Genomic DNA, 21,057 nt, shown 5'->3' with positions numbered 1-21,057 from the left:
ACATAAAAAAACCCTATTTAAATAGGGTTTTCAATAATCAGCCGATTAAGCCGATTTTATTCGCATTAATTGCGACGAATTTCATCAGAAGTGCGCTCTGCTGTGCCTGTTACAGCTTGCCCAGCCTTAGATACGTCTTGACCCACACCCTTTACAGTATTACAGCCAGCTAAAGCAAAGGCTACAAGAAGTGAAGCAGCAATAATTTTCTTCATGTGTTTCTCCAGTTTTACGAATAATAAATTTTCTCCGTAAAATTAGATTAAAAAATACACTGCGTGAAAAGTATGCAATTTTTATAGGTGTTCGGTAATTAAATGTAATAAAAACAAATCTCGAGCTGTTTAAAATTCAACCCGAATGGGTTTGTAATAAATTTGGTTGACGATACATATAGTAATTTTCTTGATGTGATTGCTTATAAAGACCATCCGTCCACCAGTATGCAGGGATACTGCTAAGCGCTGCGTGTGCACAGATCCATTCATGACGTTGCAAGCGATAATACTGCTCTGTTGTATGGGGAATATAATGCCCCCAGCGACCAATTCTACGCGCTGGATTGACCCAATCGGGTAATTCATGTGATTTATCTACGGGTAGATAAAGCTGTCCTTTGAGCATGCAGTATTTACGTTGTATGCGGTGTTCTAAAGCGTCGTTAAATTGAAACTGCTTTTGTGTGAAATGATGGAGCTTTCTACTGAGTGTGTCACTGCGGTTGAGACCATACCAAGAGGGCAGTGAACAATCACCTTCGGCAAGATAGTATTTGAGCGCAATTTCCCAATGTTCAATTTCTTGGGTTTCTAAGTTGCGAAGGACAAAATCAAGTTCGCCTAGCGTTTTAGGGCCATCAATTTTTTGAATGCTGTGCCCAATCAGTTCGTAATGATGGTAATCACGATCAAGTAACCAAAACCAAATCAACATTTCAAAGCGCAGGCCAAGACGGGTACTTTTGAGTTGGTGTATAAAATCTAATAATTCAGTTGGGTCTTTATCTAAAGCCTCTAAGCGCGGTATATAGCGCGTATAGTGCTGTTGCCAGATAAGATCATCATGCAATTCAAATAGGTGTGTAAGTGCGAGCTCTGGTGGAAGTTGAGTTAAAATATTTGGACTGGCAATGCTAAAAGCCAGTTGTCTGACACAGGGCTGCTGATAGCTTAACCATGGCTCAAAATAGCAAGACGGCAATGAGATGTGAGTCATGGTGGCCTAGGCCTCAATATAAGAATAGCACCAGTATGCTATGACAATAATGCAGAATTGCAACGGTGCAGCTTAAAAAACGCATTATACTAAGCGTATTGTACGAATTGGGTCTGGGTATGAAAACGTTGTTTTGGCGAAGCTTAGTATTGATCTTTGTTCTATTGGGCTTCATCGGGGCACTTTTACCTGGAATGCCAACAACAGTATTTTTGATATTAGCGGCATGGGCGGCCTCTAAAGGTTGGCCACAGATGGATGCATGGCTGTTAAATCATCCTAAATATGGCGCAACGCTTCGTGCATGGCGAGAAAATGGCACAGTGCCACGTAAAGCAAAGTGGTTCGCATCGATCATGATGTTTATAAGTGCAGTGGTCATGCTGTTTACCAATGCACCTTTGGCCGTCAAAATATTTACCGATGTAACCATGCTGGCGGTTGCCATTTGGCTATGGCTACGTCCAGAACCTGAATCACGTGCTAAAACCACAAAAATTGAAACAGAGAAAGCGCCATGATGGAATTTAGTCCAGATCAAGTTGACGTTGTGATTGATTTAGATCAGCAACGTTTAAGCCTACCCAAATTCAATAAAAGCTATCTTATTTCGAGTGGTAAAAATGGCATAGGTGAAACTGAAAATAGTGGTAAGACACCAAGAGGTTGGCACCGTATTGCGGAGAAATTTGGTGCAGACATGCCACAAAATACAGTTTTTAAAGCACGCCAAGCCACGGGTGAAATCTATAGTCCTGCTTTAGCTACGCAATATCCTGAACGTGATTGGATTTTATCCCGCATTTTATGGTTGGCGGGTTTAGAGGCTGGTTTTAATCAAGGCGAGGGATGTGATACCTATCAGCGCTATATTTACATTCATGGTACGCCGGACACAGAACCGATGGGAGTTCCTATTTCACATGGCTGTATTCGTATGCGCAATACAGATGTGATGGAATTATTTGAATTGATCCCAGTTGATGCGACCGTATATTTAAAATCAGCACAAATCTGATGGTATATGCACGACTCATCTATTTATGAAATAAGCGAAATGCTTAAGACAAGCGTTATAGTTTTCATTAATAGCAATTCAATTGATGGCCTAAATTTAAATAGCAAGTCCAAAAATGCTTTTTAAAAACAACGCTGCTTAAAAATGATGCGATTTTACAGTGAAAATTGAATATCACGCTAAATAAATATACCGTGAAGGCTAGTCAATATAAAATAAAAAGCATTTTTATGTGCATTCATTACATGAAATGAATGCATTGAATTAAAAAATAAGCAGAAAATGTTGATTTTTATAGCAGATTACTTATTTTTTAATCAGTCAAACATAAAAAGTGGAAAACTGGCATAAAAGCGTTTGACACTGGGTGAGGATTCTCTATAATGCACCTCATCAAGCGATGAAGTGCTTTGAAAGGGCGCTTAGCTCAGTTGGTAGAGCGTCTGCCTTACAAGCAGAATGTCGGCGGTTCGATCCCGTCAGCGCCCACCAAACTCTTTCATTGTTAGATTTATAGTGCAGCGGTAGTTCAGTTGGTTAGAATACCGGCCTGTCACGCCGGGGGTCGCGGGTTCAAGTCCCGTCCGCTGCGCCACTTTAAATCTAAAAACATCGTTTGATCCGCAATAGCGATATTGTGTAAGTGCAGCGGTAGTTCAGTTGGTTAGAATACCGGCCTGTCACGCCGGGGGTCGCGGGTTCAAGTCCCGTCCGCTGCGCCATTTACACAGTTTAGCATATTGAGGGCGCTTAGCTCAGTTGGTAGAGCGTCTGCCTTACAAGCAGAATGTCGGCGGTTCGATCCCGTCAGCGCCCACCAGATTCTTGTGATGCAGCGGTAGTTCAGTTGGTTAGAATACCGGCCTGTCACGCCGGGGGTCGCGGGTTCAAGTCCCGTCCGCTGCGCCATTCCTAGAATCAAAACCCTTAAAGGGCGCTTAGCTCAGTTGGTAGAGCGTCTGCCTTACAAGCAGAATGTCGGCGGTTCGATCCCGTCAGCGCCCACCATATATCTTTAAGATATAATGTGCTTCCTCGGAAGTAACGTGATGCAGCGGTAGTTCAGTTGGTTAGAATACCGGCCTGTCACGCCGGGGGTCGCGGGTTCAAGTCCCGTCCGCTGCGCCATTTATCTTAAGAAGTCTTAAATTCCTGAGATTTAAGATGTTTCAAATACCAAGACTACAAATTTCGTTTGTCTTGCGTCATAAAAACAACAGCGTTGTTTTTATTCCTCAGGGCGCTTAGCTCAGTTGGTAGAGCGTCTGCCTTACAAGCAGAATGTCGGCGGTTCGATCCCGTCAGCGCCCACCATATTTTCTATATATCTCAATTTAAATATTATTAAGCGCACTGCTTTGATATTGCCTATTGCATAATTTTTCCATAAAATCCGTAATGTATAATAATTTTAATTTGTATGGACAATAATGAGAAATCCTTATCAGCGCAAGGCCGCGTCTAAAACACAAAATACAACTTTTAATCCTCAAGATATTTATAAACAATTTATTGAACACCTTGTTGGTCAGGGCAATTTAATCGCACTGTATCAAGATGGCTGGGCTTTGTGTGCAACACCAACAGGCCAAAAAGCATTTGCTGTGTGGCGTAATAAAAGTTTGGCTAAACTGCTGATTAAAGACAATTGGGCAAAATACGAAATTCAAGAAATTTCACTTAAAGATTTTATTGAAAAAGTCATTCCTTTTTTACGTCAAGAAAATACTGCTTTGTCGCTGGATTTAACACCAGAAGGGCAGAATATTTTGGTTGCCCCTGAAAAAATGTTACTAGATTTAAAAAATTATTTATATCAGGTATATACGCAGCGACCAGAAGTCTTTAAAGAAATGGACTTTCCTTTACCGCGCAATATCCGTTTAAATTAATTTTATAGCAAGCCAATGGTGCTGATTAATATTCACCTAATGCATATCCACTGATATAGGCAAAATATTCTCTTAGCCAAGCGTTATAGCGTAAGTATAGCGGTGTTGGAGCGGATACTGCATATACCTGACGATATGCTTGGTGGTGGGCAATTGCGATAGCACGGGGCAGGTGAAAGTCATTGCTGACCACTGCAATGGGTTGATTTAGGTCAATTCCTAGCTTTGCTAACACTGTTTTACTATAGGCAAAATTGAGTTCAGTACTGGTACTTTTTTCTTCTAAATAAATACGTGAAGCTGGAATGTGCTGCTGTTGTATCAGATAACGTTGCATAACCGAAGCTTCAGATACTGTTTTATTGAGTCCAATTCCACCAGTCATTATCAGTGGGATATTCGGATGATCAGTTGCTAATCGAGCTGCGGTGTTTAAGCGTTCAATCACAGCGGGTGGTGCTTGGTTATTTTGAGTACCGCCACCCAGCACAATAATTGCTTTTACATTTGGAATGTACTGCGTTTGATTACTGTAGTGTTGCATAAAAGAAAAAAATCCCAGCAAACTAATAAGCCACAGCCAAAATATTCCCCATAAACACATCCAACTACGTTTAAACCAGATTTTTTGCTGATATAAGATCTTAATCTGAGGGCTTAAAATAGTAATCAGGATAAAAATAACTCCAAGTAAGAGGGGAAGCTGCACGCCAAAATGGTCTTCACCTAAACAAAGTAGCCAAATGCTGTCGATGCAAAGCAGTAGACCAACGATTAATACAACTATTCTTTTCATAATGGATTAGGAGTTAGGTGCTCAAGATATCTGTGGCAAGTGTACTGGGTTTGGCGTGCATAAAAAACCGAGCAATGATGCTCGGTTTCTTATTCAACAAATTATGCCTTCCGAGTGCATTAATAGACATCTCGACGATAACGGCCTTCTTGTTTTAATTGGTCAATGCTTGCTTCGCCCAAGATATCTTGTAGCGCTTGATCTACATCGGTTGCCATCCCTTGAATGCTACCGCATACGTAGATTACAGCACCTTGTTCAACCCAAGTGCGAAGTTCATTGGCTTGCTCACGAAGTTTATGATGAACATAAACTTTTTCTGCTTGGTCGCGTGAAAAAGCAAGGTCAAGGCGTTTCAGCATGCCAGTATTTTGCCATGCTTCTACTGTACTTTGATAGAAGAAGTCATGTTCACGTTGACGTTCGCCAAAGATCAGCCAGTTTTGGGTAAAGTCTGAACGAATGCGTGCACTGAGTAGACTCATAAGCCCAGCAATCCCTGTACCATTACCAATTAAAATCACTGGACGATTGTCCGAAATTAAATGGAAGGATTCGTTGGTACGAATACGCATAGCGATTTGCTCACCTACCTGCGCATGTGCTGTTAACCAACCCGAACCTAGACCTAATTGACCTTGGGCATCAGATTGTTGGCGTATCACCAAACGCAGTACATGCTGTTCTGGAATACTGGCAATCGAGTATTCACGTGATGGTAGGCGCGGGAGCTGTTCAAGCAAATGATCTAAGTTGGCAAAGGGCTCAACTTCAATTGTTAAATCACGATCCCATAGCATCTGTTCAATACATTGCTGTGTAGTATCCACGATGGCATGCGGCGCGATATGATGTTGTTGCATGAAGGCGTGAATGCGTTCTTGGCTATTGGCTGGTTGTATCTCGGCAATATCACCTGCTTGCCATTGCACATCATGCGTGGCTTGCAACTCAATATTAAATGTAGGCGCGCCCAAGCTATTGGGGTTAAGTAACGTGCGTTGTTTTAGTTGCCATTGATCAAAGGTTTTTTCAATGTTCATGGCTTGCAATTCAAGTTTTGTACTTTTAGCTAAGGCCTGATTCCACTGCTGAATCGCTTGTGCATTGGCATTGTCCACTTCAATGAGAGGGAACAAAGCTTGAGCAGCATTTTGCTTCAACCATGTATCAAGACGATGACCAAAGCTACAGAAAGTCTCAGGATATTCTTGTGAGCCCAAAGCCAAAACGGCATAACGAACATGGCTTAAATCCAGTGTTTGCGTCATGATTTTTTTCTCAAAACTTGCCGCTAAATCAGGTGCTTCACCTGTACCATAGGTGCTGGCAACCAATAAGATTTGGCTATTGGATTTGAGATCATCTACGGTGACGTGTTGTAGTGCTTTAACGGTCGCAGGTTGGCGAGCTTTTTGTAGACTTGTTGCAGTACGCCAAGCCAATTGCTCAGACACGCCTGTTTGCGAAGCATAGATTACCAGCCAAGGGCTTGCATTCGGATCAAGACTGACTGCTGTTAAGCTCTGACGTGCCTCTTGTGTTAAGCGCTTTTGCTTACGGCGTTTGAGGTACAGCATCCACCCCGTTACAAAGAACAATGGCATGATCAAAGATGACAGCATGGCAAAGAACTGATAAACAGGCCCGAAGAAACTACCACGATGCACAGGAAGCATGCTCGTCATAATTTTTTCATTCAGCTTTTTATCTTCATACAGTTCTAATTTTTCAATAGATGTCGTTTGATAGTTATAGCTGGCTTTGTTGCGTGCACGTTCGTGCTGTGGCACAGCGTCTACAAAGGTGAGTTCGACCGTACCATTTGATTTTTTAGGAATATTCAGCGTTAAACTCGAGTATTCACGTCCAACCTTTTGGTTAAAGCCAGTCCAGGTTTGTGTAAGCGCATAGCTGATTTGTTCTGGTGCTAAGCCTTTTTTCTCAGATGGATTCTTTTTACCCTCGGAAGTAGGGCCTGTGCTTTCAGCCCGCTGCACATTTGTAGGCGATCCTTTAGCTTCTGAACCTTGTGCTCTCGGACCTGCATTGGCTTGCATTTCAGGTTGTGGACGCTCTACACCTAAAACTTTAAACATGCCATCACGCCACCAGCCATAAGACCAATACAAGCCTGTACATGCCAAAACTAAATAAAAAATAACCACCCATGTGCCAATCACTGCATGTAAATCCCAAATAAAGTTACGGCCTTTTAATTGAGGTTTAACTGCAAACCATTGCTTTATAGAATGCTTTTTTGGCCAGCGTAAGTATAAGCCACTGAGTAAAAAATAAATCAGAATGAGCGTACAAGCACCTGTAATTTGTTTACCCACAGGGCCAACGGTTAAATTACGATGCAATTGCTGAACAAATTGGAAGAATTCTCGGCCTTTAACTTCTGGAAGTACGGTCGCGTCATAAGGATTAATCATCATGTTATAACCACGACGTGCACCTTCTTTGACGATATTCACAGTAGAGGATGCTGAAGCTTCTGATTCAATCGTGATGCTATTAATTTTGATTGAAGCATCTGTACGCTGAAAATGTTGATAAATTTCAGCAGGTGTCATTTTGGGTGTATTGGGCACCTGAACCGTATAACTGTCCGCATTGAGCCACTTTTGGATGGGCTGTTCATAAGAATACAAAGCGCCAGTAATACCCATGAGGGAAAGAATCAGGCCGGCACTAATACCGAAAAACCAGTGGAGTTGGAAAAGGATCTTTTTAAACATGCGAGGGGTGGCGTGAGAGTTCGAAATGAGAACTATTATAATCTGAGAAAGTGTAAAAATAATGTGGATTACAAATAATATTTATTCTCATTTACTTTTTAATGCATTGATTCAAATTTTTAAGAGAAGGATCAAGCATAAAAAAGCCCCCAAAGAGGAGGCTTTTTTAATTCAACAGCAAGAATTAAACAGCTTTTGCTTCGCCTACAGTTTCTTTTAAGTGTTTGCGAATCGTGTTGAATGAGAAGTTTTTACTGTCTAGACGGTTAGGTAAAATATATGCACCTTGTTGGCCTTTAATTTTAAAGTTCACCAAGATGAATTCAGGTGTGTTGTACCATTCATAAATGTCTTTCCAGCCCACAGTCATATTGCCCATTTGTAGGCCAACTTGTTGCTGCATCGATAGACCATGTGGTTGTACACCTAAGCGTAAACCTTTGATTTCTTGAACAGGTGTTTCTTTCAGTTTACGTTTAACATACCACTCGATACCAAATTTGCGTACCAAGAAGTAAATCACAACACAGACGATAGCAACCCAACAGAAAATAGTTGAATAGTTTTTTAATAAAATGATGCCAGCCATCGCAAGCACTAAAATAGCGCCCATGATGATCCATGCTTTGGTGCCAATTTTGAAGTTGCTACGTGAAAGAACCAATTGCGCATTGCGTTGTTCTTCTTCAGAAACTTCATAAGGTATAGGCTGTAAAGTGTAGGCGTATAAGTTTTTCGCGGTCATAGTGAAACTAACAGATTTTTAACTCCCAAAAGTTTAGCATTATTTATGCCGATTCAGGGAGCATATTGTGTCAAAAATACTCAAATTATAATGAGGCCAATTCAGTCGACTTTTGATCATGGTCATGACTTAAATTTTGCTTTAACTGACTGAGTTGTTTCAAAATACTAAACATTAAAGACAGTTGTTGCAAAATGATCAGTGACTTTTGGTCTTCATCATTTTGTAGTGCTAAACGCTGACGAATCTGACTAATCATATTCTGTGCGCTTAAGTCTGGGACTTCATCTTTTAACAGAGCACCTTGAATATCATCCAGTGCTTGCGCCATCAGTTGTAAAATTTCAGGATCTTCAATTTTTGCACGATGCGCACCTAAGGCTGCAATATAGCTAATGAAAGTATGGTTAAGACATAAAAACTCAAAAGCGAGCGCTTTTTGATGGCTGTCAAAATCTGGTTCTGTGGCAAGCGTTGAAATTAAAGAGGCGACATCTGCATCGGTATTATGCGCAGCGCGACGTACAATGCGATAATTTAAACCATTGTTGCGGCCATGTTTATATTGTTCTACCACCTCGGTTAAATAATCACACTGTGCTTGTAATGAACGATTGATGGTACGGCCCAGACGGCGGAATTTCCAATCGGGGAAAATAAAACTCACACCAAACCAGGCCAAGGCGCAGCCAATTAGAGTATCAATCATACGGGGCATGGCTGCCTCAAAGCCTAGACCATCTAGATTAAAGTTAATCAGCGCTAAAATGGTGATAAATGCGGTGGCTTGTGCATATTGCTTACTGCGAAGCTCAAAAAATAAAATACCACTCAAAATTAGTAGGAGCAGTTGACCTTCAACTGAGGGAATAAAATACAAAATTGCATAACCCAAGATAATCCCAATCAGCGTCCCGACAATACGTAAATACAGGCGACGTTTAGTGGCGTTAAAGTTAGGTTGGCTGACAAACAGCGCAGTAAGCAAAATCCAATAGCCATATTCAATATTGGTTAATTGCACAAAGACATAGCCAATAAACAGCACAACGGATAATCGGATGGCGTGACGGAACAGCACAGATTCAGGTGTAAGATGTTGTTTTACTCGTACGACGACGTCATCCCAGCCTTTGAGATCATCATCTTTGAGTTGGTTTTCGACATGTTTCACTTTATCAAATTTAATATGACGCTCAGTTTCAACGTTTTGTAATTGCGAGTCGATGGCTTTTAAATTTTGGTACAGCGAAAACAGCGCATTGACCCACACTTGGTCATAGTGTTGTTCTGCGCGTAGTTTATCCAAAGAATGGCGTAAATTACGAAATGCATGTTTGAAGCGCGTATTATGATGATAGGGTTGACGATGTAAAATACTGATACTTAAATCTTTACAGGCTTTGGCTTGAATGGAAAGCACACGTTGAAAACGAAATAAAATGTCGCTATGTTCAAAAATCTTGGCCAGCTTTTGGTAGTCAATATGTGCAGAATCGGCACGCTCATGAATATCTTGTGCGACAAAATAATATTGCAAACTACGACGCGTATCTTTTTGACCACGGTCGCCTTTAAGTCGGGTCAGGAGCGCTGTTTTCATGTCATTAAAAATGGCAATCAATTTACCGTTTTCTAAGGACAGCTCAATCATACTTTGCTGATAACTTGTGGGCGTCATATCGACATCAAACAAGTTGGATTTGGCAAAGAGGAAATCGCCTAAAGATGAATAGCTTTGAGCTAACTTATCTTGTGCTTGGCGTACAGGAAAGAGTAAAAAACTAATGGTCGAGATTAAGCCATACCACATGGCTCCAATAACCAGCAGGCCAGCTTGGGTGTACCAATGCTCAAATAAATGCACACCTAACATAGAATAAACAGAAATCACTAAGCAACCATAAGAAATGGTGGCATAACGTCTACCCAAAGAACCCAATAAAATCCACCCAATACAGGACACAATCAGTCCGATTGCGAAGAGAATGGGATAAGGAAACAACACATAAATAGAAACAGCGGTAATGAAAAAGCCAATATAGGTATAGAGCTGATTCATAATTCGGACAGAGAAGCGATCGTCAATATCACTGAGGCCTGCTGCCACCACACCCAAGGTTAAGGGAATGGTATACAGTTGGTTACCATAGAAATAAGGGACGAACGCAGTCCCTGCAAATGCAATCAGCATCCGCAGTGTGTACATAAAGGTGGTGTTATAGGTTGCCTGCTGAATGCGGCTAAGCCAAGAGTTCAATGTCGATCCTTTGCGTAGCGATAGACTGAGTTACAGTGCTGAGAATGTGTGAAATTTCACGATGGTCTTAGTCAAATCATACTATGAGCAGTGTAAACTTGTCTTCATAGTGCCTATTTAAAAATGAAATACCAATATCAATATGCAGAAGAATATCACGACACCTACAAGTTACTCTAAGCCTTGGATTTTACTCTTAGCGCTCCTTACCTCTTTGGGGCCACTTTCCATTGATATGTACTTACCCGCATTGCCAGAAATGGCGATGGACTTGGGGGTAAGTACGCAAATGATTTCCAATACTTTACCTGCATATTTTTTAGGTTTGGCTTTAGGGCAGTTAATTTATGGACCCGTGAGTGATCGTATTGGGCGTAAAAAACCACTGTATTTTGGCTTGAGTTTGTATGTTGTTGCTAGTTTGATGTGCTACTTCGCGCAAAATGAATGGAGTTTAATTGCTGCACGTATTTTACAAGCTTTGGGTGGTTGTGTAGGTGTAGTCATTGCCCGAGCAACGATTCGTGATCGCTTGGATGTGCAAAGTTCAGCGCAGGCATTTTCGAGCATGATGATTGTAATGGGGATTGCGCCGATTTTGGCACCAACGATAGGGGCTTGGATTTTAAGATTTTTTAGTTGGCATGCAGTCTTTGGCTTCTTGGCTTTTATGGGATGTGTATGTCTCTTCTGTGTGCATTTTTTCTTTAAAGAAAGTTTGCCAACCAGCCGACGTTTGGAACTGAGCTTTAAGCAAGTGCTACAGCTGTATGCCACAATTTACCAAGACAAACGCTTTTTATACCCAATGCTGATTGGTTGCTTCTCAGGTGGGATCTTGTTTTGTTATATCAGTGCATCCGCGAGCATTTTGATGGTTGACTTTGCCATGTCGCAACAGCATTTTGCTTATGCCTTTGGCTTTAATGCCTTTGGGATCATGTTGCTATCGACATTGAATAATGTATTGGCAAATAAAACCACGGTATATGGGCGCTTAAAACTAGGATTGAGCATTCAAAGTTTTGGGGTGCTAGTTTTATTACTCAGTGCAGTGTTTGTGCAGAGCTTGCCTTTGGTGATGTTGGGTATGTTCTGTGCGGTATCTGGCATTGGCCTTACAGGTCCGAATGCAATGGCTTTCGCTATGTCACATCAAGGTGCACGTGCAGGAACAGCCAGCGCCATTATGGGCAGTATGCAATTTGCCTGTGGCTTGTTGGGTGGTGTCATTCTCAATTTCTTAATGTGGAGTGCACAGCTCAATATGGCTGTGCTGATGCTTGGTTTTGTTGCTGTGGCATTTATGGCTTATCGATATATGCGCATTGATCAGCAACGAACTGCAAGCTAAATTGTCGCTGGGTAGCTGTACGGAAGTACGATGAAATACCCGACACGGGCTTATTCATCTACAAATACGGCAAACTCATCGACTGCAACGCGTGGCGTTAAAAACTGATTCACAATCGCGTCAGGATCTGCGTAGCCCAAGGCCATGCCACAGACCAATTCTTCATCTGCGGGTGCGCCAATCGTATCTAAAACTAGCTGATGGAAATGATTCCAAGCGGCTTGCGGGCAGGTATCGAGGCCACGTGCTTTGGCTGCTAGCATGACATTTTGAATCATCATGGCGATATCCATTTTAGAGCCGATCGCTAAAGATTGGTGTGCCGTAAAAAATAGCCCGACAGGCGCATCGAACAATTTATAGTTACGCAGTTGCTGCGCTGCCATTTTTTCTTTTTCGCCTTTTTGGATGTTGAGTAAGCCATACAAGCCCCAGCCATTTTCACGGCGACGCTCAATAAATGGCGAAAGCCACTGCTGTGGATAATAGGCAAAAGTTTCTTGGTATTGCGCTGACAAAGCAGGGTTTACAAATAACTCATTTTGGGCTGTACATACACGTTCAACTAAAAGGTCGCGTGTTTGACCACGTACCACATAGACTTTCCACGGCTGGGTATTGGTTCCTGATGGTGCACGACTGGCAACATGCAAAATCTCTTTCAGCATTTCGGTAGAAATAGGGGTATCTAAAAAAGCACGTACAGAATGGCGTGACCTGATTACGTGGTCGACAGCTTGGGTGAGAGACGAATTCATAGGCATCCTTTTATTTTAAAATTGTGATTTTTTATGGCTGTCTTGGACTGAGCCGTGCGTAAGTTAGCTCGTTTATTTACTGCGCTGTGTTGAAATGTGCAAGATTGTGCGCTGTGTGGAATAAAACTAAAACAGAGTTGATGAATGGTTAAATACCTTTTTGATATAAAAATATACCTAAAAGGTTGGTGGTGGGTCGAAATGTGCAAGCATTAACGTATGGAAATGACAAAGAGATGACAGGGCATCAAGTGTTTAAGCTGTGATGCGACATAATCAAAGCATACGATTGAGGGTTTATGCCAAGCTTCGTAGAAATATTGCGTATAGCTAAGACTAAAGCAGTGATGGTCAGGCTGGGTAAATTTAGCTCAAATATCCAACATCTTTGATGCAATGCAGTTGTATCGATAGAAGGGAGTAGGTTGTTTGTATGGATATTAACCTATTAAACATAAAAATGGACGAGCTTCACGCATAATGCGAAAGCTAATTTTTCTAAGAACTCTTCCTAATTTGCTCGATTAGTTTATATGATTAAATTATAAAGCAATGGGGTAATGCTTAGAAAAATTAATATAGAATCTGCACATCACCTGTGGGGGAAAGGGATTTTACTTAAAATGTAAAATTTCAAAAAATAATCGTCTTTCAGCATAATTTTTGCATGCGATGTATGCAATTTAAAATTTAAAACAAAGATTTCTTTGGAGGAAATATGAAACTTGTACAGCTTAAAGCGCCAGTACTTAAAGTGAGTTTAGCAGCGGCCGTTACTGCAATTATGTTGAGCTCAGCGCAAGCCGCAACAACTGAACAAAAAGAAATTGCACAACTACGTGCAGAAGTTGCCGAGCTTAAGGCATTAATCCAACAACAACAGCAAGTACAAGTTCAGCAACAAGCTGACATTCAACAAGTAAAAGCACGTCCAGCACCAGTGGCTGCACCAACTTCATCACCATTGTCTGGTTTTAAATCTAAAGCGGGTGCAGAAGTTAACCTATATGGTTTTGTCCGCGGTGATGCCAACTACATTATTGAAGGCGAGGATGGCGACTTCGGCGGTGTTGCACGATCTACGGGTCAAGCCAGCGACAAGCTGCGCGCAACGGCTAAAACCACACGTCTAGGCTTAGACTTCACTACCAATGTCGGTGAAGGCAATAAAGTCGGCGGTAAAGTTGAGGCTGACTTTGCCGATCCAGATAGCGTTAAGGGTGAAGGTTTCCGAATTCGTCATGCATATTTAACCTATAACAACTGGTTATTCGGTCAAACAACTTCTAACTTCCTATCTAGCCATGCGCCTGAAATGATTGATTTCAGCACAAACATCGGCGGCGGCACCACTCGTGTACCGCAAGTGCGCTATAACTTTAATCTTGCGCCGCTGACACAGTTGCTGGTTTCTGCGGAAGAAGGTGACAGCAAAGCGTTTACTGCTGACGATTTAAGCTACCGTGTTCCAAACCTGACTGCGAAACTGGTTCATGGCTTTGCTGACGGCAAAGGCACAGCTTCTGCCCGCGCATTGGTGGAAAACTATAAATCTAAAGCTGCCGATGATACAGAAACCGCTTGGGGTCTGGCTGCCGGCGCGACTTATGCTGTAAATGATCAGCTGAAACTGAACGGTGATGTATCTTATAGCCAAGGCAACAGCAACTATTTATATGGCGCAAATTCAGCATATATTGTTGATGGTAAAAACATTGAACAAAATGAATTTACTGCTGTACAAGTGGGTGCAACCTATAAATTTAACGAAAAACTTCGTTCAACTTTAGGTTATGGCATTATTTTAGCGGATGACGATACTAAATATGCAAAAACACTTAAAGCTGCTTCAGATGTCAGTGCAAATGCCAACAAAGAACTACAACAGGCTTGGTTAAACATTATTTATTCACCAGTTAAACCGATTGAGCTTGGCTTGGAATATGTAGACGGCAAACGTGAAACATTTGCAGGTAAAACATTTAACGATGACCGTGTTGGTTTAATGGCAAAATATAGCTTCTAATACTGAAGTATTAGATGGTTAATTAAAGCCAATATAAAACAGGAGCTTAATGCTCCTGTTTTTTGTTTTTGAAGTAAATAAAACTTAAAATTGAGTAAAAAAACAGCGTAATTTAAACACTTTATTGTAAATAAAGAAGCAATTGTTTCAAAAAACTGCATAATGTCCAACTTTTCTTCATATTGAACTTTTGGCAGTGATATTTCTGCATCAATATGAAATGGAATCTGTGCTTTAAATAAGCCAACTCCATAATTTGTGCCCTAATTTCATTTTGTGGGCATTGCGATCATTCCAGCGGGCTTTAAATCAGTGGCTGTGAATGGGAAGTCTAACTCAAGAATGCACGAAGTTTGTATGACTCAAGCTTTTGGATACGCTGTACTTTAAGTTACTAAAATGAGCTTGAAGTAAGGTGTAATTCAATGGCTTATTAATCATATAACAACAACTAAGTGCACCTTAAGGATAATGATGATGGAATTAACATTTAACGCATTTTATACCTTGATTGCGGCTGTGATTGTGCTATTGCTCGGTCGCTTTTTAGTGAATAAAATCGATTTTCTTAAGCGCTATAATATTCCAGAACCTGTTGCAGGTGGTTTAGTCGCTGCCATTCTCTCTCTTGTTGTGCACAGTCTATGGGGATTTAGTATTTCCACAAGTGCACAACTACAAACCAGTTTCATGCTGATCTTCTTTGCTTCTATTGGCTTAAGTGCAAACTTTGCAAAATTAAGAGAAGGTGGTATTGGTCTGGTGATCTTCTTGATTGCTGTATCTACTTTTATTGTCGTGCAAAACGCAGTAGGGATGAGTTTAGCAACTCTCCTAGGTCTAGATCCTTTAATTGGTTTAATTGCGGGTTCAATTACCTTAACGGGCGGACATGGTACAGCAGGTGCTTGGGGCGAAATCCTTGAAACCCAACATGGTATTCAAGGTGCATTGGCCTTAGGTATGGCGAGTGCGACCTTTGGTTTGATTATTGGTGGTATTATTGGTGGTCCTTTAGCCAAGTTGCTGATTAACCGTCACAATATTTCAGCACCACGTACTCAAGAGCAAATTGCACAAAGCGATGAAACACCTCTGACAGATATTAATTCTACAGAATATGTTCCATTTGAATATCCACATCGTGTTCGTTTAATTACTGCAGATAATGCGATTACAACGTTAGGGCTTTTTGCTGCATGTTTGGCCTTTGCTGAATTTATGACGACTTATAGCAAGGGTACATTCTTTGAATTACCGACCTTTGTTTGGGCACTAGCAGGTGGTGTTATTCTGCGTAATGTGCTCGAAGGTATTTTTAAAATTCAGATATTCGACCGCGCCATTGATGTTTTCGGAAATGCTTCATTGTCTTTGTATTTGGCGATGGCGCTTTTGTCTTTAAAACTCTGGCAATTGGCCGACCTTGCAGGTCCACTTGTTGTGATTTTGGGCGCGCAAACTTTAACAATGGCCTTGTATGCAGCCTTCATTACCTTCCGTGTGATGGGTAAAAACTATGATGCTGCTGTATTGGCTGCGGGTCATTGTGGATTTGGTATGGGTGCAACACCAACTGCTGTTGCCAACATGCAAGCCATTACCAATATGTATGGACCTTCGCATAAAGCCTTTTTAATTGTTCCACTGTGTGGTGCATTTTTCGTAGACTTGATTAATGCGACAGTCATTCAGTTGATTCTTAAATTCTTTGTCTAAGAGATAGGAAAAAAGCCTCTATGTAGGCTTTTTTCTTTATAGAGTCGCTTAAAATTTGGGATATTCAGAATGAACGATCAACTTAACGATAGCTTGTTGAAGTGGATTAATACCTTAAACACCCCATTGTGGGATTTTTTGGTGGTGTTTTTAGTTGCAGTAGGTATTTTTTATACTGTGGCAACAGGTGCAGTACAAGTTCGATTATTTGTACATAGTATTAAAGTGATGAAGGGAAGCCGTAAGGCGGGTGATGATCAACATGGCATCACACCATTTCAAGCCTTTGTGACAGGACTCGCAAGCCGTGTAGGTGTGGGTAATGTTGCAGGTGTTGCCATTGCCATTGCAATTGGTGGTCCTGGCGCCGTATTTTGGATGTGGTTAACCGCATTTTTAGGCATGAGTTCTGCTTTTGTAGAGTCCTCACTTGCGCAACTTTTTAAGGTGCGTGATAGCCAAAATAAACAGTTTCGTGGTGGGCCAGCATATTACATCAGCCAAGGCTTAAAACAAAAATGGTTAGGGATTGTGTTTGCCATAACCCTTATTTCGACCTATGGCTTTGTATTTAATGCAGTACAAGCCAATGCTATTACGGGTGCAACTGCACATGCTTGGGGATGGGACAAAGCTAACCTTGTTTTAAACCTCGGTGGCTTTGATTTTGTAGTTTCATGGGTGGGAATTTGTCTAGTTGTACTCACGGGTGTGCTTATTTTTGGTGGTATTAAGCGTATTGCCAAAGTTGCTGAAACCTTTGTACCTGTAATGGCGATACTGTATTTAATCGTGGCCCTATATATTGCCGTGATTAACTACGATATTTTACCGTCAATCTTCCAGCTCGTTTTTAGTAAAGCTTTTGAGTTTGATGCCGCTGCGGGTGGTTTCTTTGGTGCTATGGTCTCTATGGCCATGATGATGGGTATCAAGCGCGGTTTGTTTTCAAATGAAGCAGGCATGGGGTCTGCACCCAATGCAGCAGCAGCCTCTGATGTGAAACATCCTGTGAATCAGGGTTTGATCCAAATGTTAGGCGTATTTGTTGATACCTTTGTGGTGTGTACCTGTACGGCGATTATTATTTTAGCATCAGGCTTATATGAAAACGCTGGCTTTGAAGGGGTGACATTGACGCAAATGGCCTTAGAAAGCCAAATTGGTTCATGGGGCGATGACTTCCTAGCGATTATTTTGTTTATGTTTGCGTTCTCATCTGTGATTGGTAACTATGCTTATGCAGAAGGTAATGTACAGTTTATTAACAATAACCGCCGTGTGATGTTTAGTTTCCGTGTGATTGTGCTGGTGATGGTCTATATCGGTTCAATTATGAGTGTACCTGTGATTTGGAACCTTGCAGATTTGTTTATGGGTGTGATGGCAAGTATTAACTTATTTGCAATTCTATTGTTAACACCATTCTTATTGATGCTGATGAAAGACTATTCATCACAACTCAAGAAAGGAGTAAAAGAGCCAGTGTTTAAATTAGATGATCATCCAAAATTTAAAGACAAAGTAGACTCTGATATCTGGTAAATTGCATCTCTGCGGAAGCAATTTCAGCATGTAAAAAGCCCTAATTCAATTGGGGCTTTTTATATGGGAGCTACATCATGCAGAACATGTATACATAGCGATGCCGATGATTAAAATTTTATCATGATGCAAGATGGTCAAGACATTAAAATAACTGACCCACTTGTCATCATTCTCTATGGTTTCTCCATGATTTAAAGCACAGAGTGACTTATACTTTTTGTAATAGAGTCTTAACGTTTCATAACAGTGCAAATTTAGGGATCGTTCTAGACTAGGCGTCTTTATAAAACGAATAATATGTTGGATCAAGTGTCGTGAATATAAACACAGTTTTAATAACGTGTCTGATGACTGGCGTTGTGGGTTGTCAGAGTATTGGTGCACAAGCCACAAAAGCAACAGATCAGGCCTTAATATCGAGCTCAAAGAGCACACAGGGTTCAGGTGAAATTGCGGAAGCCCATGTGGTACCGAATCAGGTCGATTTTAAAAAATTAAAACAGCAAAACAAGCGTCCAATCGTCGCATTGGTCTTGGGTAGTGGTGGTGCACGTGGCTACGCCCATATTGGTGTTATTCAAGTGTTAGAACAACACGGCATACGTCCAGATTTTATTGTTGGTACCAGTGCAGGCAGTATTGTGGGTTCAATCTATGCCTCTGGGAAGTCTGCAGATGAACTACGTGACATTGCATTGAATATGAAGCCTGCAGATGTTCGCGAGATTCGTTTAGATAAAAAAGGCGTATTGGATGGCAAAAAAGTAGAAGACTATGTCAATACGCAAGTCGATCATGTCCCTTTAGAAAAGCTCAAAATCCCAATGTATGTGGTGGCAACCGAACTGCAAGAAGGACATAAAGTGGTGTTTAATGCAGGAAATACAGGACAAGCTGTACGCGCATCCGTATCAATACCGAGTATGTTCATTCCTGCAGTAATTCAAAAGCAAGAATATGTTGATGGCGGTTTGGTGAGTCCAGTGCCTGTGGACACTGCACGCGAACTAGGCGCTGATATTATTATTGCTGTCGATATTTTGGCGAAGCCTATTCATACTGAAACCAGTAATGTATGGGGCTTGTTTAACCAAAACATTAACATTATGCAGTTTTATTTAGCCAAAGAAGAAATGAAACGCGCAGATGTTGTGATTCAGCCAGACTTACGTGAAAAGGCACATATTTTTGATGTGAAAGGCCGTGAAGCGACTATGCAGGCTGGGGTAGAAGCAGCAGACGAAAAGCTTAATGAGATTTCATTGGCTTATGCTAAACACCACTATCCGCTGAATCAAAATATTCAATATACAGTTCAGCAGTAAGGCCTAATCTATATAAGTCAACTGGGTTAATTTATTAAAAAAGAGTAGGTATATACCTGCTCTTTTTTTATAGTGCAAAAAATCATATTCAACTGAAGTTTATAGTCTGCAACTTTTTTAGTTCAAAATATTTAATAAAAGCAGAATATATTTGATTAAAGCATTGAATTGTATTTATTATTTTTGATTAATCTGTAAAAGATTATGAATAAGACAATTTATATATTTAACCTATATATTCACATATTTAAGTTTACCAGTGTATTGAAATTCTCTAGACTAAAATCCAAAGTTTAATACTTTAAATCAATAAAACTGAGTCCAGAAAAAAGAGTGCTGTATGCAAAAATTTCAAATTGGTGACCGCGTAACTTTGGCCTCTATGCCAAATTATATTTTCGTGGTGGTTCAGCTCAAGATTGATGGCTCTTATGTGATTGAGTCACCTGAAGGAAACGGATCTACATTAACCTATGACAATGTTTCAGCAGAAATGTTAAAAAGTTCTTTGGCTATAGATGCACAGTCATAAAGTATTTATTTATCTGTTTGGTGCAAGGTCGTAGGGTAAAACATACAGATTGAAACTTTAAATAGATGGCTTTAAGTCATGGTAGATGTGCCTCAACCGAATCATAAATTTCCCTGCACCCTGCATATTATTGATCTATAGTGATTTATACCTCTTGATATATATTTTCTTGAATGATGGTTGAATCACTATAAATAATAATGATGGTTTTTTGCCGATTTGAACATTTTATTTGGCTTAAAAAAGTTATAATAATCTCAATAATCTTTGTTCTATCACGAGTCTAGAGAAACGCGATGTCCCCATTAGATCAAATTGCTCCAGCATCAGATGACCAATCCGAATTAACAATGTCGGTACTAATGACGCCAGATATGGCGAATTTTTCCGGTAATGTTCATGGCGGTACAATTCTGAAGTTACTGGATCAAGTTGCATACGCTTGTGCGAGCCGTTTTTCAGGTAGTTATGTAGTGACTTTATCTGTAGATAAAGTGAATTTTAAAGAGCCGATCCATGTGGGTGAATTGGTGACTTTCTTGGCTTGCGTGAATCATGTGGGACGTACTTCCATGGAAATTGGTATCCGTGTTGAAGCTCAAAATATTCAAAAACGTACTGTGCGCCATACCAATAGTTGCTATTTCACCATGGTTGCTGTGGATGAAAATGGTAAACCTAAGCCAATTCCACAACTCAACTTAGACAATGACTGGAAACGTTGTCGCTTTGAAGCGGCTGAGCAACGTAAAATTGCACGTTTACAAGAAAACCATCATCCATCTTGTAGTATTTACAAAAAATCGATGCACAACTAAATGCAAGGTTTTTAAAAATAAAAGGTCGCTTCGGTGGCCTTTTTTATGCGCTGATGATTGTGCTGTGCGGGATTCAACAGGCATTGAAAGCGAATACAGGCCAAGAATTTTCGTACTTGGCTATGGTGTTTACTGAATCTCAATATAATCCGAGTATTCCACTAAAGTTTAAGCCAGATTGGTCGATTAGCAGTAGTACATGCAGTCAATTAAGCTTAAAATAAAACGATACGTATCGTTTCGATATTCTGAAAATATATTGTAGAAATTAGCTTGATTGCATAGCACTCATACATTGAAAGTGCGA

Annotated in this window: 17 protein-coding genes and 8 tRNA genes; 18 read left to right on the top strand and 7 right to left on the bottom strand. The window is 40.7% G+C overall.

All coding sequences use genetic code 11. The annotated features are described in order from the left end of the window. Window positions 1-65: 65 nt before the first annotated feature. Window positions 66-215, bottom strand: coding sequence for an entericidin A/B family lipoprotein (locus tag HYG93_RS10815; protein WP_106985066.1), 150 nt, complete (start codon window positions 213-215; stop codon window positions 66-68). A gap of 136 nt (window positions 216-351) precedes the next feature. Continuing rightward, on the bottom strand, window positions 352-1,215 hold the full coding sequence (locus tag HYG93_RS10810; protein ID WP_120365649.1) for a DUF1853 family protein: 864 nt from the start codon (window positions 1,213-1,215) through the stop codon (window positions 352-354). Window positions 1,216-1,334: 119 nt separating this feature from the next. Here HYG93_RS10810 and HYG93_RS10805 point away from each other — a divergent pair, with 119 nt between their 5' ends. The 11 genes from HYG93_RS10805 (at window position 1,335) to HYG93_RS10755 (ending at window position 4,125) form a co-directional block, all read left to right on the top strand. Continuing rightward, window positions 1,335-1,736 (top strand): YbaN family protein, encoded by a 402-nt coding sequence (locus HYG93_RS10805; RefSeq protein ID WP_106985064.1) that lies wholly within the window; start codon window positions 1,335-1,337, stop codon window positions 1,734-1,736. Beyond that, on the top strand, window positions 1,736-2,233 hold the full coding sequence (elsL, locus tag HYG93_RS10800) for a cell wall-recycling L,D-carboxypeptidase ElsL (protein WP_171356357.1): 498 nt from the start codon (window positions 1,736-1,738) through the stop codon (window positions 2,231-2,233). Before HYG93_RS10805 ends, elsL begins: the two co-directional genes overlap by 1 nt. 416 nt (window positions 2,234-2,649) lie before the next feature. Next, window positions 2,650-2,725 (top strand) — tRNA-Val (locus HYG93_RS10795). Window positions 2,726-2,751: 26 nt separating this feature from the next. Next, window positions 2,752-2,828, top strand: a tRNA-Asp gene (locus HYG93_RS10790). Between the two features lie 50 nt (window positions 2,829-2,878). Beyond that, window positions 2,879-2,955: transfer RNA gene (locus HYG93_RS10785), tRNA-Asp, on the top strand. 22 nt (window positions 2,956-2,977) lie between these two features. Continuing rightward, window positions 2,978-3,053 (top strand) — tRNA-Val (locus tag HYG93_RS10780). 12 nt (window positions 3,054-3,065) lie between these two features. Next, window positions 3,066-3,142 (top strand) — tRNA-Asp (locus HYG93_RS10775). Between the two features lie 23 nt (window positions 3,143-3,165). Then, window positions 3,166-3,241: transfer RNA gene (locus HYG93_RS10770), tRNA-Val, on the top strand. A 43-nt stretch (window positions 3,242-3,284) separates the two neighbouring features. Beyond that, window positions 3,285-3,361, top strand: a tRNA-Asp gene (locus HYG93_RS10765). 110 nt (window positions 3,362-3,471) lie between these two features. Beyond that, window positions 3,472-3,547: transfer RNA gene (locus HYG93_RS10760), tRNA-Val, on the top strand. Window positions 3,548-3,663: 116 nt separating this feature from the next. Then, window positions 3,664-4,125 carry a DUF2750 domain-containing protein gene (locus HYG93_RS10755; RefSeq protein WP_106985062.1) on the top strand — a complete coding sequence of 154 codons (462 nt, stop codon included), beginning with the start codon at window positions 3,664-3,666 and terminating at the stop codon, window positions 4,123-4,125. Window positions 4,126-4,150: 25 nt separating this feature from the next. Here HYG93_RS10755 and HYG93_RS10750 read toward each other — a convergent pair whose 3' ends face one another. The 4 genes from HYG93_RS10750 to yccS all read right to left on the bottom strand — a co-directional run bounded on the left by HYG93_RS10750 (window position 4,151) and on the right by yccS (window position 10,670). After that, window positions 4,151-4,669: a YdcF family protein gene (locus HYG93_RS10750; protein WP_228198770.1), complete on the bottom strand. Its 519-nt coding sequence runs from the start codon at window positions 4,667-4,669 to the stop codon at window positions 4,151-4,153. A gap of 371 nt (window positions 4,670-5,040) precedes the next feature. Next, window positions 5,041-7,665: a sulfite reductase flavoprotein subunit alpha gene (locus tag HYG93_RS10745; protein ID WP_121594059.1), complete on the bottom strand. Its 2,625-nt coding sequence runs from the start codon at window positions 7,663-7,665 to the stop codon at window positions 5,041-5,043. Window positions 7,666-7,849: 184 nt separating this feature from the next. Beyond that, entirely contained in the window at window positions 7,850-8,410 is a 561-nt protein-coding gene (locus HYG93_RS10740; RefSeq protein WP_106985059.1) for a hypothetical protein, read from the bottom strand. Between the two features lie 85 nt (window positions 8,411-8,495). Beyond that, entirely contained in the window at window positions 8,496-10,670 is a 2,175-nt protein-coding gene (gene yccS / locus HYG93_RS10735) for a YccS family putative transporter (protein ID WP_106985058.1), read from the bottom strand. Between the two features lie 142 nt (window positions 10,671-10,812). Here yccS and HYG93_RS10730 point away from each other — a divergent pair, with 142 nt between their 5' ends. Beyond that, complete coding sequence (locus HYG93_RS10730) at window positions 10,813-12,024, top strand: multidrug effflux MFS transporter (protein ID WP_178962466.1); 1,212 nt, start codon at window positions 10,813-10,815, stop codon at window positions 12,022-12,024. 50 nt (window positions 12,025-12,074) lie between these two features. Here HYG93_RS10730 and HYG93_RS10725 read toward each other — a convergent pair whose 3' ends face one another. Beyond that, window positions 12,075-12,782: a nitroreductase gene (locus tag HYG93_RS10725; RefSeq protein ID WP_117007638.1), complete on the bottom strand. Its 708-nt coding sequence runs from the start codon at window positions 12,780-12,782 to the stop codon at window positions 12,075-12,077. Between the two features lie 718 nt (window positions 12,783-13,500). Between HYG93_RS10725 and HYG93_RS10720 the strand changes: the two genes are divergently transcribed. From HYG93_RS10720 to HYG93_RS10695, 6 genes are all read left to right on the top strand, one after another. Next, window positions 13,501-14,808, top strand: coding sequence for a DcaP family trimeric outer membrane transporter (locus HYG93_RS10720; protein ID WP_178962465.1), 1,308 nt, complete (start codon window positions 13,501-13,503; stop codon window positions 14,806-14,808). A gap of 477 nt (window positions 14,809-15,285) precedes the next feature. After that, the gene (gene gltS / locus HYG93_RS10715) at window positions 15,286-16,527 is read left to right on the top strand and encodes a sodium/glutamate symporter (RefSeq protein WP_120364552.1); all 1,242 of its coding nucleotides are present in this window, start codon (window positions 15,286-15,288) and stop codon (window positions 16,525-16,527) included. Between the two features lie 69 nt (window positions 16,528-16,596). Beyond that, complete coding sequence (locus HYG93_RS10710; protein ID WP_106985053.1) at window positions 16,597-18,072, top strand: sodium:alanine symporter family protein; 1,476 nt, start codon at window positions 16,597-16,599, stop codon at window positions 18,070-18,072. Window positions 18,073-18,422: 350 nt separating this feature from the next. Beyond that, on the top strand, window positions 18,423-19,400 hold the full coding sequence (locus HYG93_RS10705; RefSeq protein WP_106985052.1) for a patatin-like phospholipase family protein: 978 nt from the start codon (window positions 18,423-18,425) through the stop codon (window positions 19,398-19,400). A 340-nt stretch (window positions 19,401-19,740) separates the two neighbouring features. Further along, complete coding sequence (locus tag HYG93_RS10700; RefSeq protein ID WP_120364553.1) at window positions 19,741-19,932, top strand: hypothetical protein; 192 nt, start codon at window positions 19,741-19,743, stop codon at window positions 19,930-19,932. Between the two features lie 296 nt (window positions 19,933-20,228). Further along, the gene (locus tag HYG93_RS10695) at window positions 20,229-20,750 is read left to right on the top strand and encodes an acyl-CoA thioesterase (RefSeq protein ID WP_106985050.1); all 522 of its coding nucleotides are present in this window, start codon (window positions 20,229-20,231) and stop codon (window positions 20,748-20,750) included. Window positions 20,751-21,057: the final 307 nt, after the last annotated feature.

The sequence above is a fragment of the Acinetobacter sp. SwsAc6 genome (assembly GCF_013391565.1).
In the GTDB taxonomy this organism is placed as follows: domain Bacteria; phylum Pseudomonadota; class Gammaproteobacteria; order Pseudomonadales; family Moraxellaceae; genus Acinetobacter; species Acinetobacter cumulans.
The sequence above is the reverse complement of the archived record's forward strand: the minus strand, read 5'-3'. Positions and strand labels throughout refer to the sequence as shown.

Excerpts from the sequence above, each read along its gene's own strand:
- HYG93_RS10730 (WP_178962466.1), top strand. The coding sequence starts at position 10,813 with ATGCAGAAGAATATCACGACACCTACAAGTTACTCTAAGCCTTGGATT.
- HYG93_RS10720 (WP_178962465.1), top strand. The coding sequence starts at position 13,501 with ATGAAACTTGTACAGCTTAAAGCGCCAGTACTTAAAGTGAGTTTAGCA.
- HYG93_RS10705 (WP_106985052.1), top strand. The coding sequence starts at position 18,423 with ATGACTGGCGTTGTGGGTTGTCAGAGTATTGGTGCACAAGCCACAAAA.
- HYG93_RS10740 (WP_106985059.1), bottom strand. The coding sequence starts at position 8,410 with ATGACCGCGAAAAACTTATACGCCTACACTTTACAGCCTATACCTTAT.
- elsL (WP_171356357.1), top strand. The coding sequence starts at position 1,736 with ATGGAATTTAGTCCAGATCAAGTTGACGTTGTGATTGATTTAGATCAG.
- HYG93_RS10700 (WP_120364553.1), top strand. The coding sequence starts at position 19,741 with ATGCAAAAATTTCAAATTGGTGACCGCGTAACTTTGGCCTCTATGCCA.
- HYG93_RS10695 (WP_106985050.1), top strand. The coding sequence starts at position 20,229 with ATGTCCCCATTAGATCAAATTGCTCCAGCATCAGATGACCAATCCGAA.
- gltS (WP_120364552.1), top strand. The coding sequence starts at position 15,286 with ATGGAATTAACATTTAACGCATTTTATACCTTGATTGCGGCTGTGATT.
- HYG93_RS10805 (WP_106985064.1), top strand. The coding sequence starts at position 1,335 with ATGAAAACGTTGTTTTGGCGAAGCTTAGTATTGATCTTTGTTCTATTG.
- HYG93_RS10815 (WP_106985066.1), bottom strand. The coding sequence starts at position 215 with ATGAAGAAAATTATTGCTGCTTCACTTCTTGTAGCCTTTGCTTTAGCT.
- HYG93_RS10725 (WP_117007638.1), bottom strand. The coding sequence starts at position 12,782 with ATGAATTCGTCTCTCACCCAAGCTGTCGACCACGTAATCAGGTCACGC.
- HYG93_RS10755 (WP_106985062.1), top strand. The coding sequence starts at position 3,664 with ATGAGAAATCCTTATCAGCGCAAGGCCGCGTCTAAAACACAAAATACA.
- HYG93_RS10750 (WP_228198770.1), bottom strand. The coding sequence starts at position 4,669 with ATGCAACACTACAGTAATCAAACGCAGTACATTCCAAATGTAAAAGCA.
- HYG93_RS10710 (WP_106985053.1), top strand. The coding sequence starts at position 16,597 with ATGAACGATCAACTTAACGATAGCTTGTTGAAGTGGATTAATACCTTA.
- HYG93_RS10810 (WP_120365649.1), bottom strand. The coding sequence starts at position 1,215 with ATGACTCACATCTCATTGCCGTCTTGCTATTTTGAGCCATGGTTAAGC.
- HYG93_RS10745 (WP_121594059.1), bottom strand. The coding sequence starts at position 7,665 with ATGTTTAAAAAGATCCTTTTCCAACTCCACTGGTTTTTCGGTATTAGT.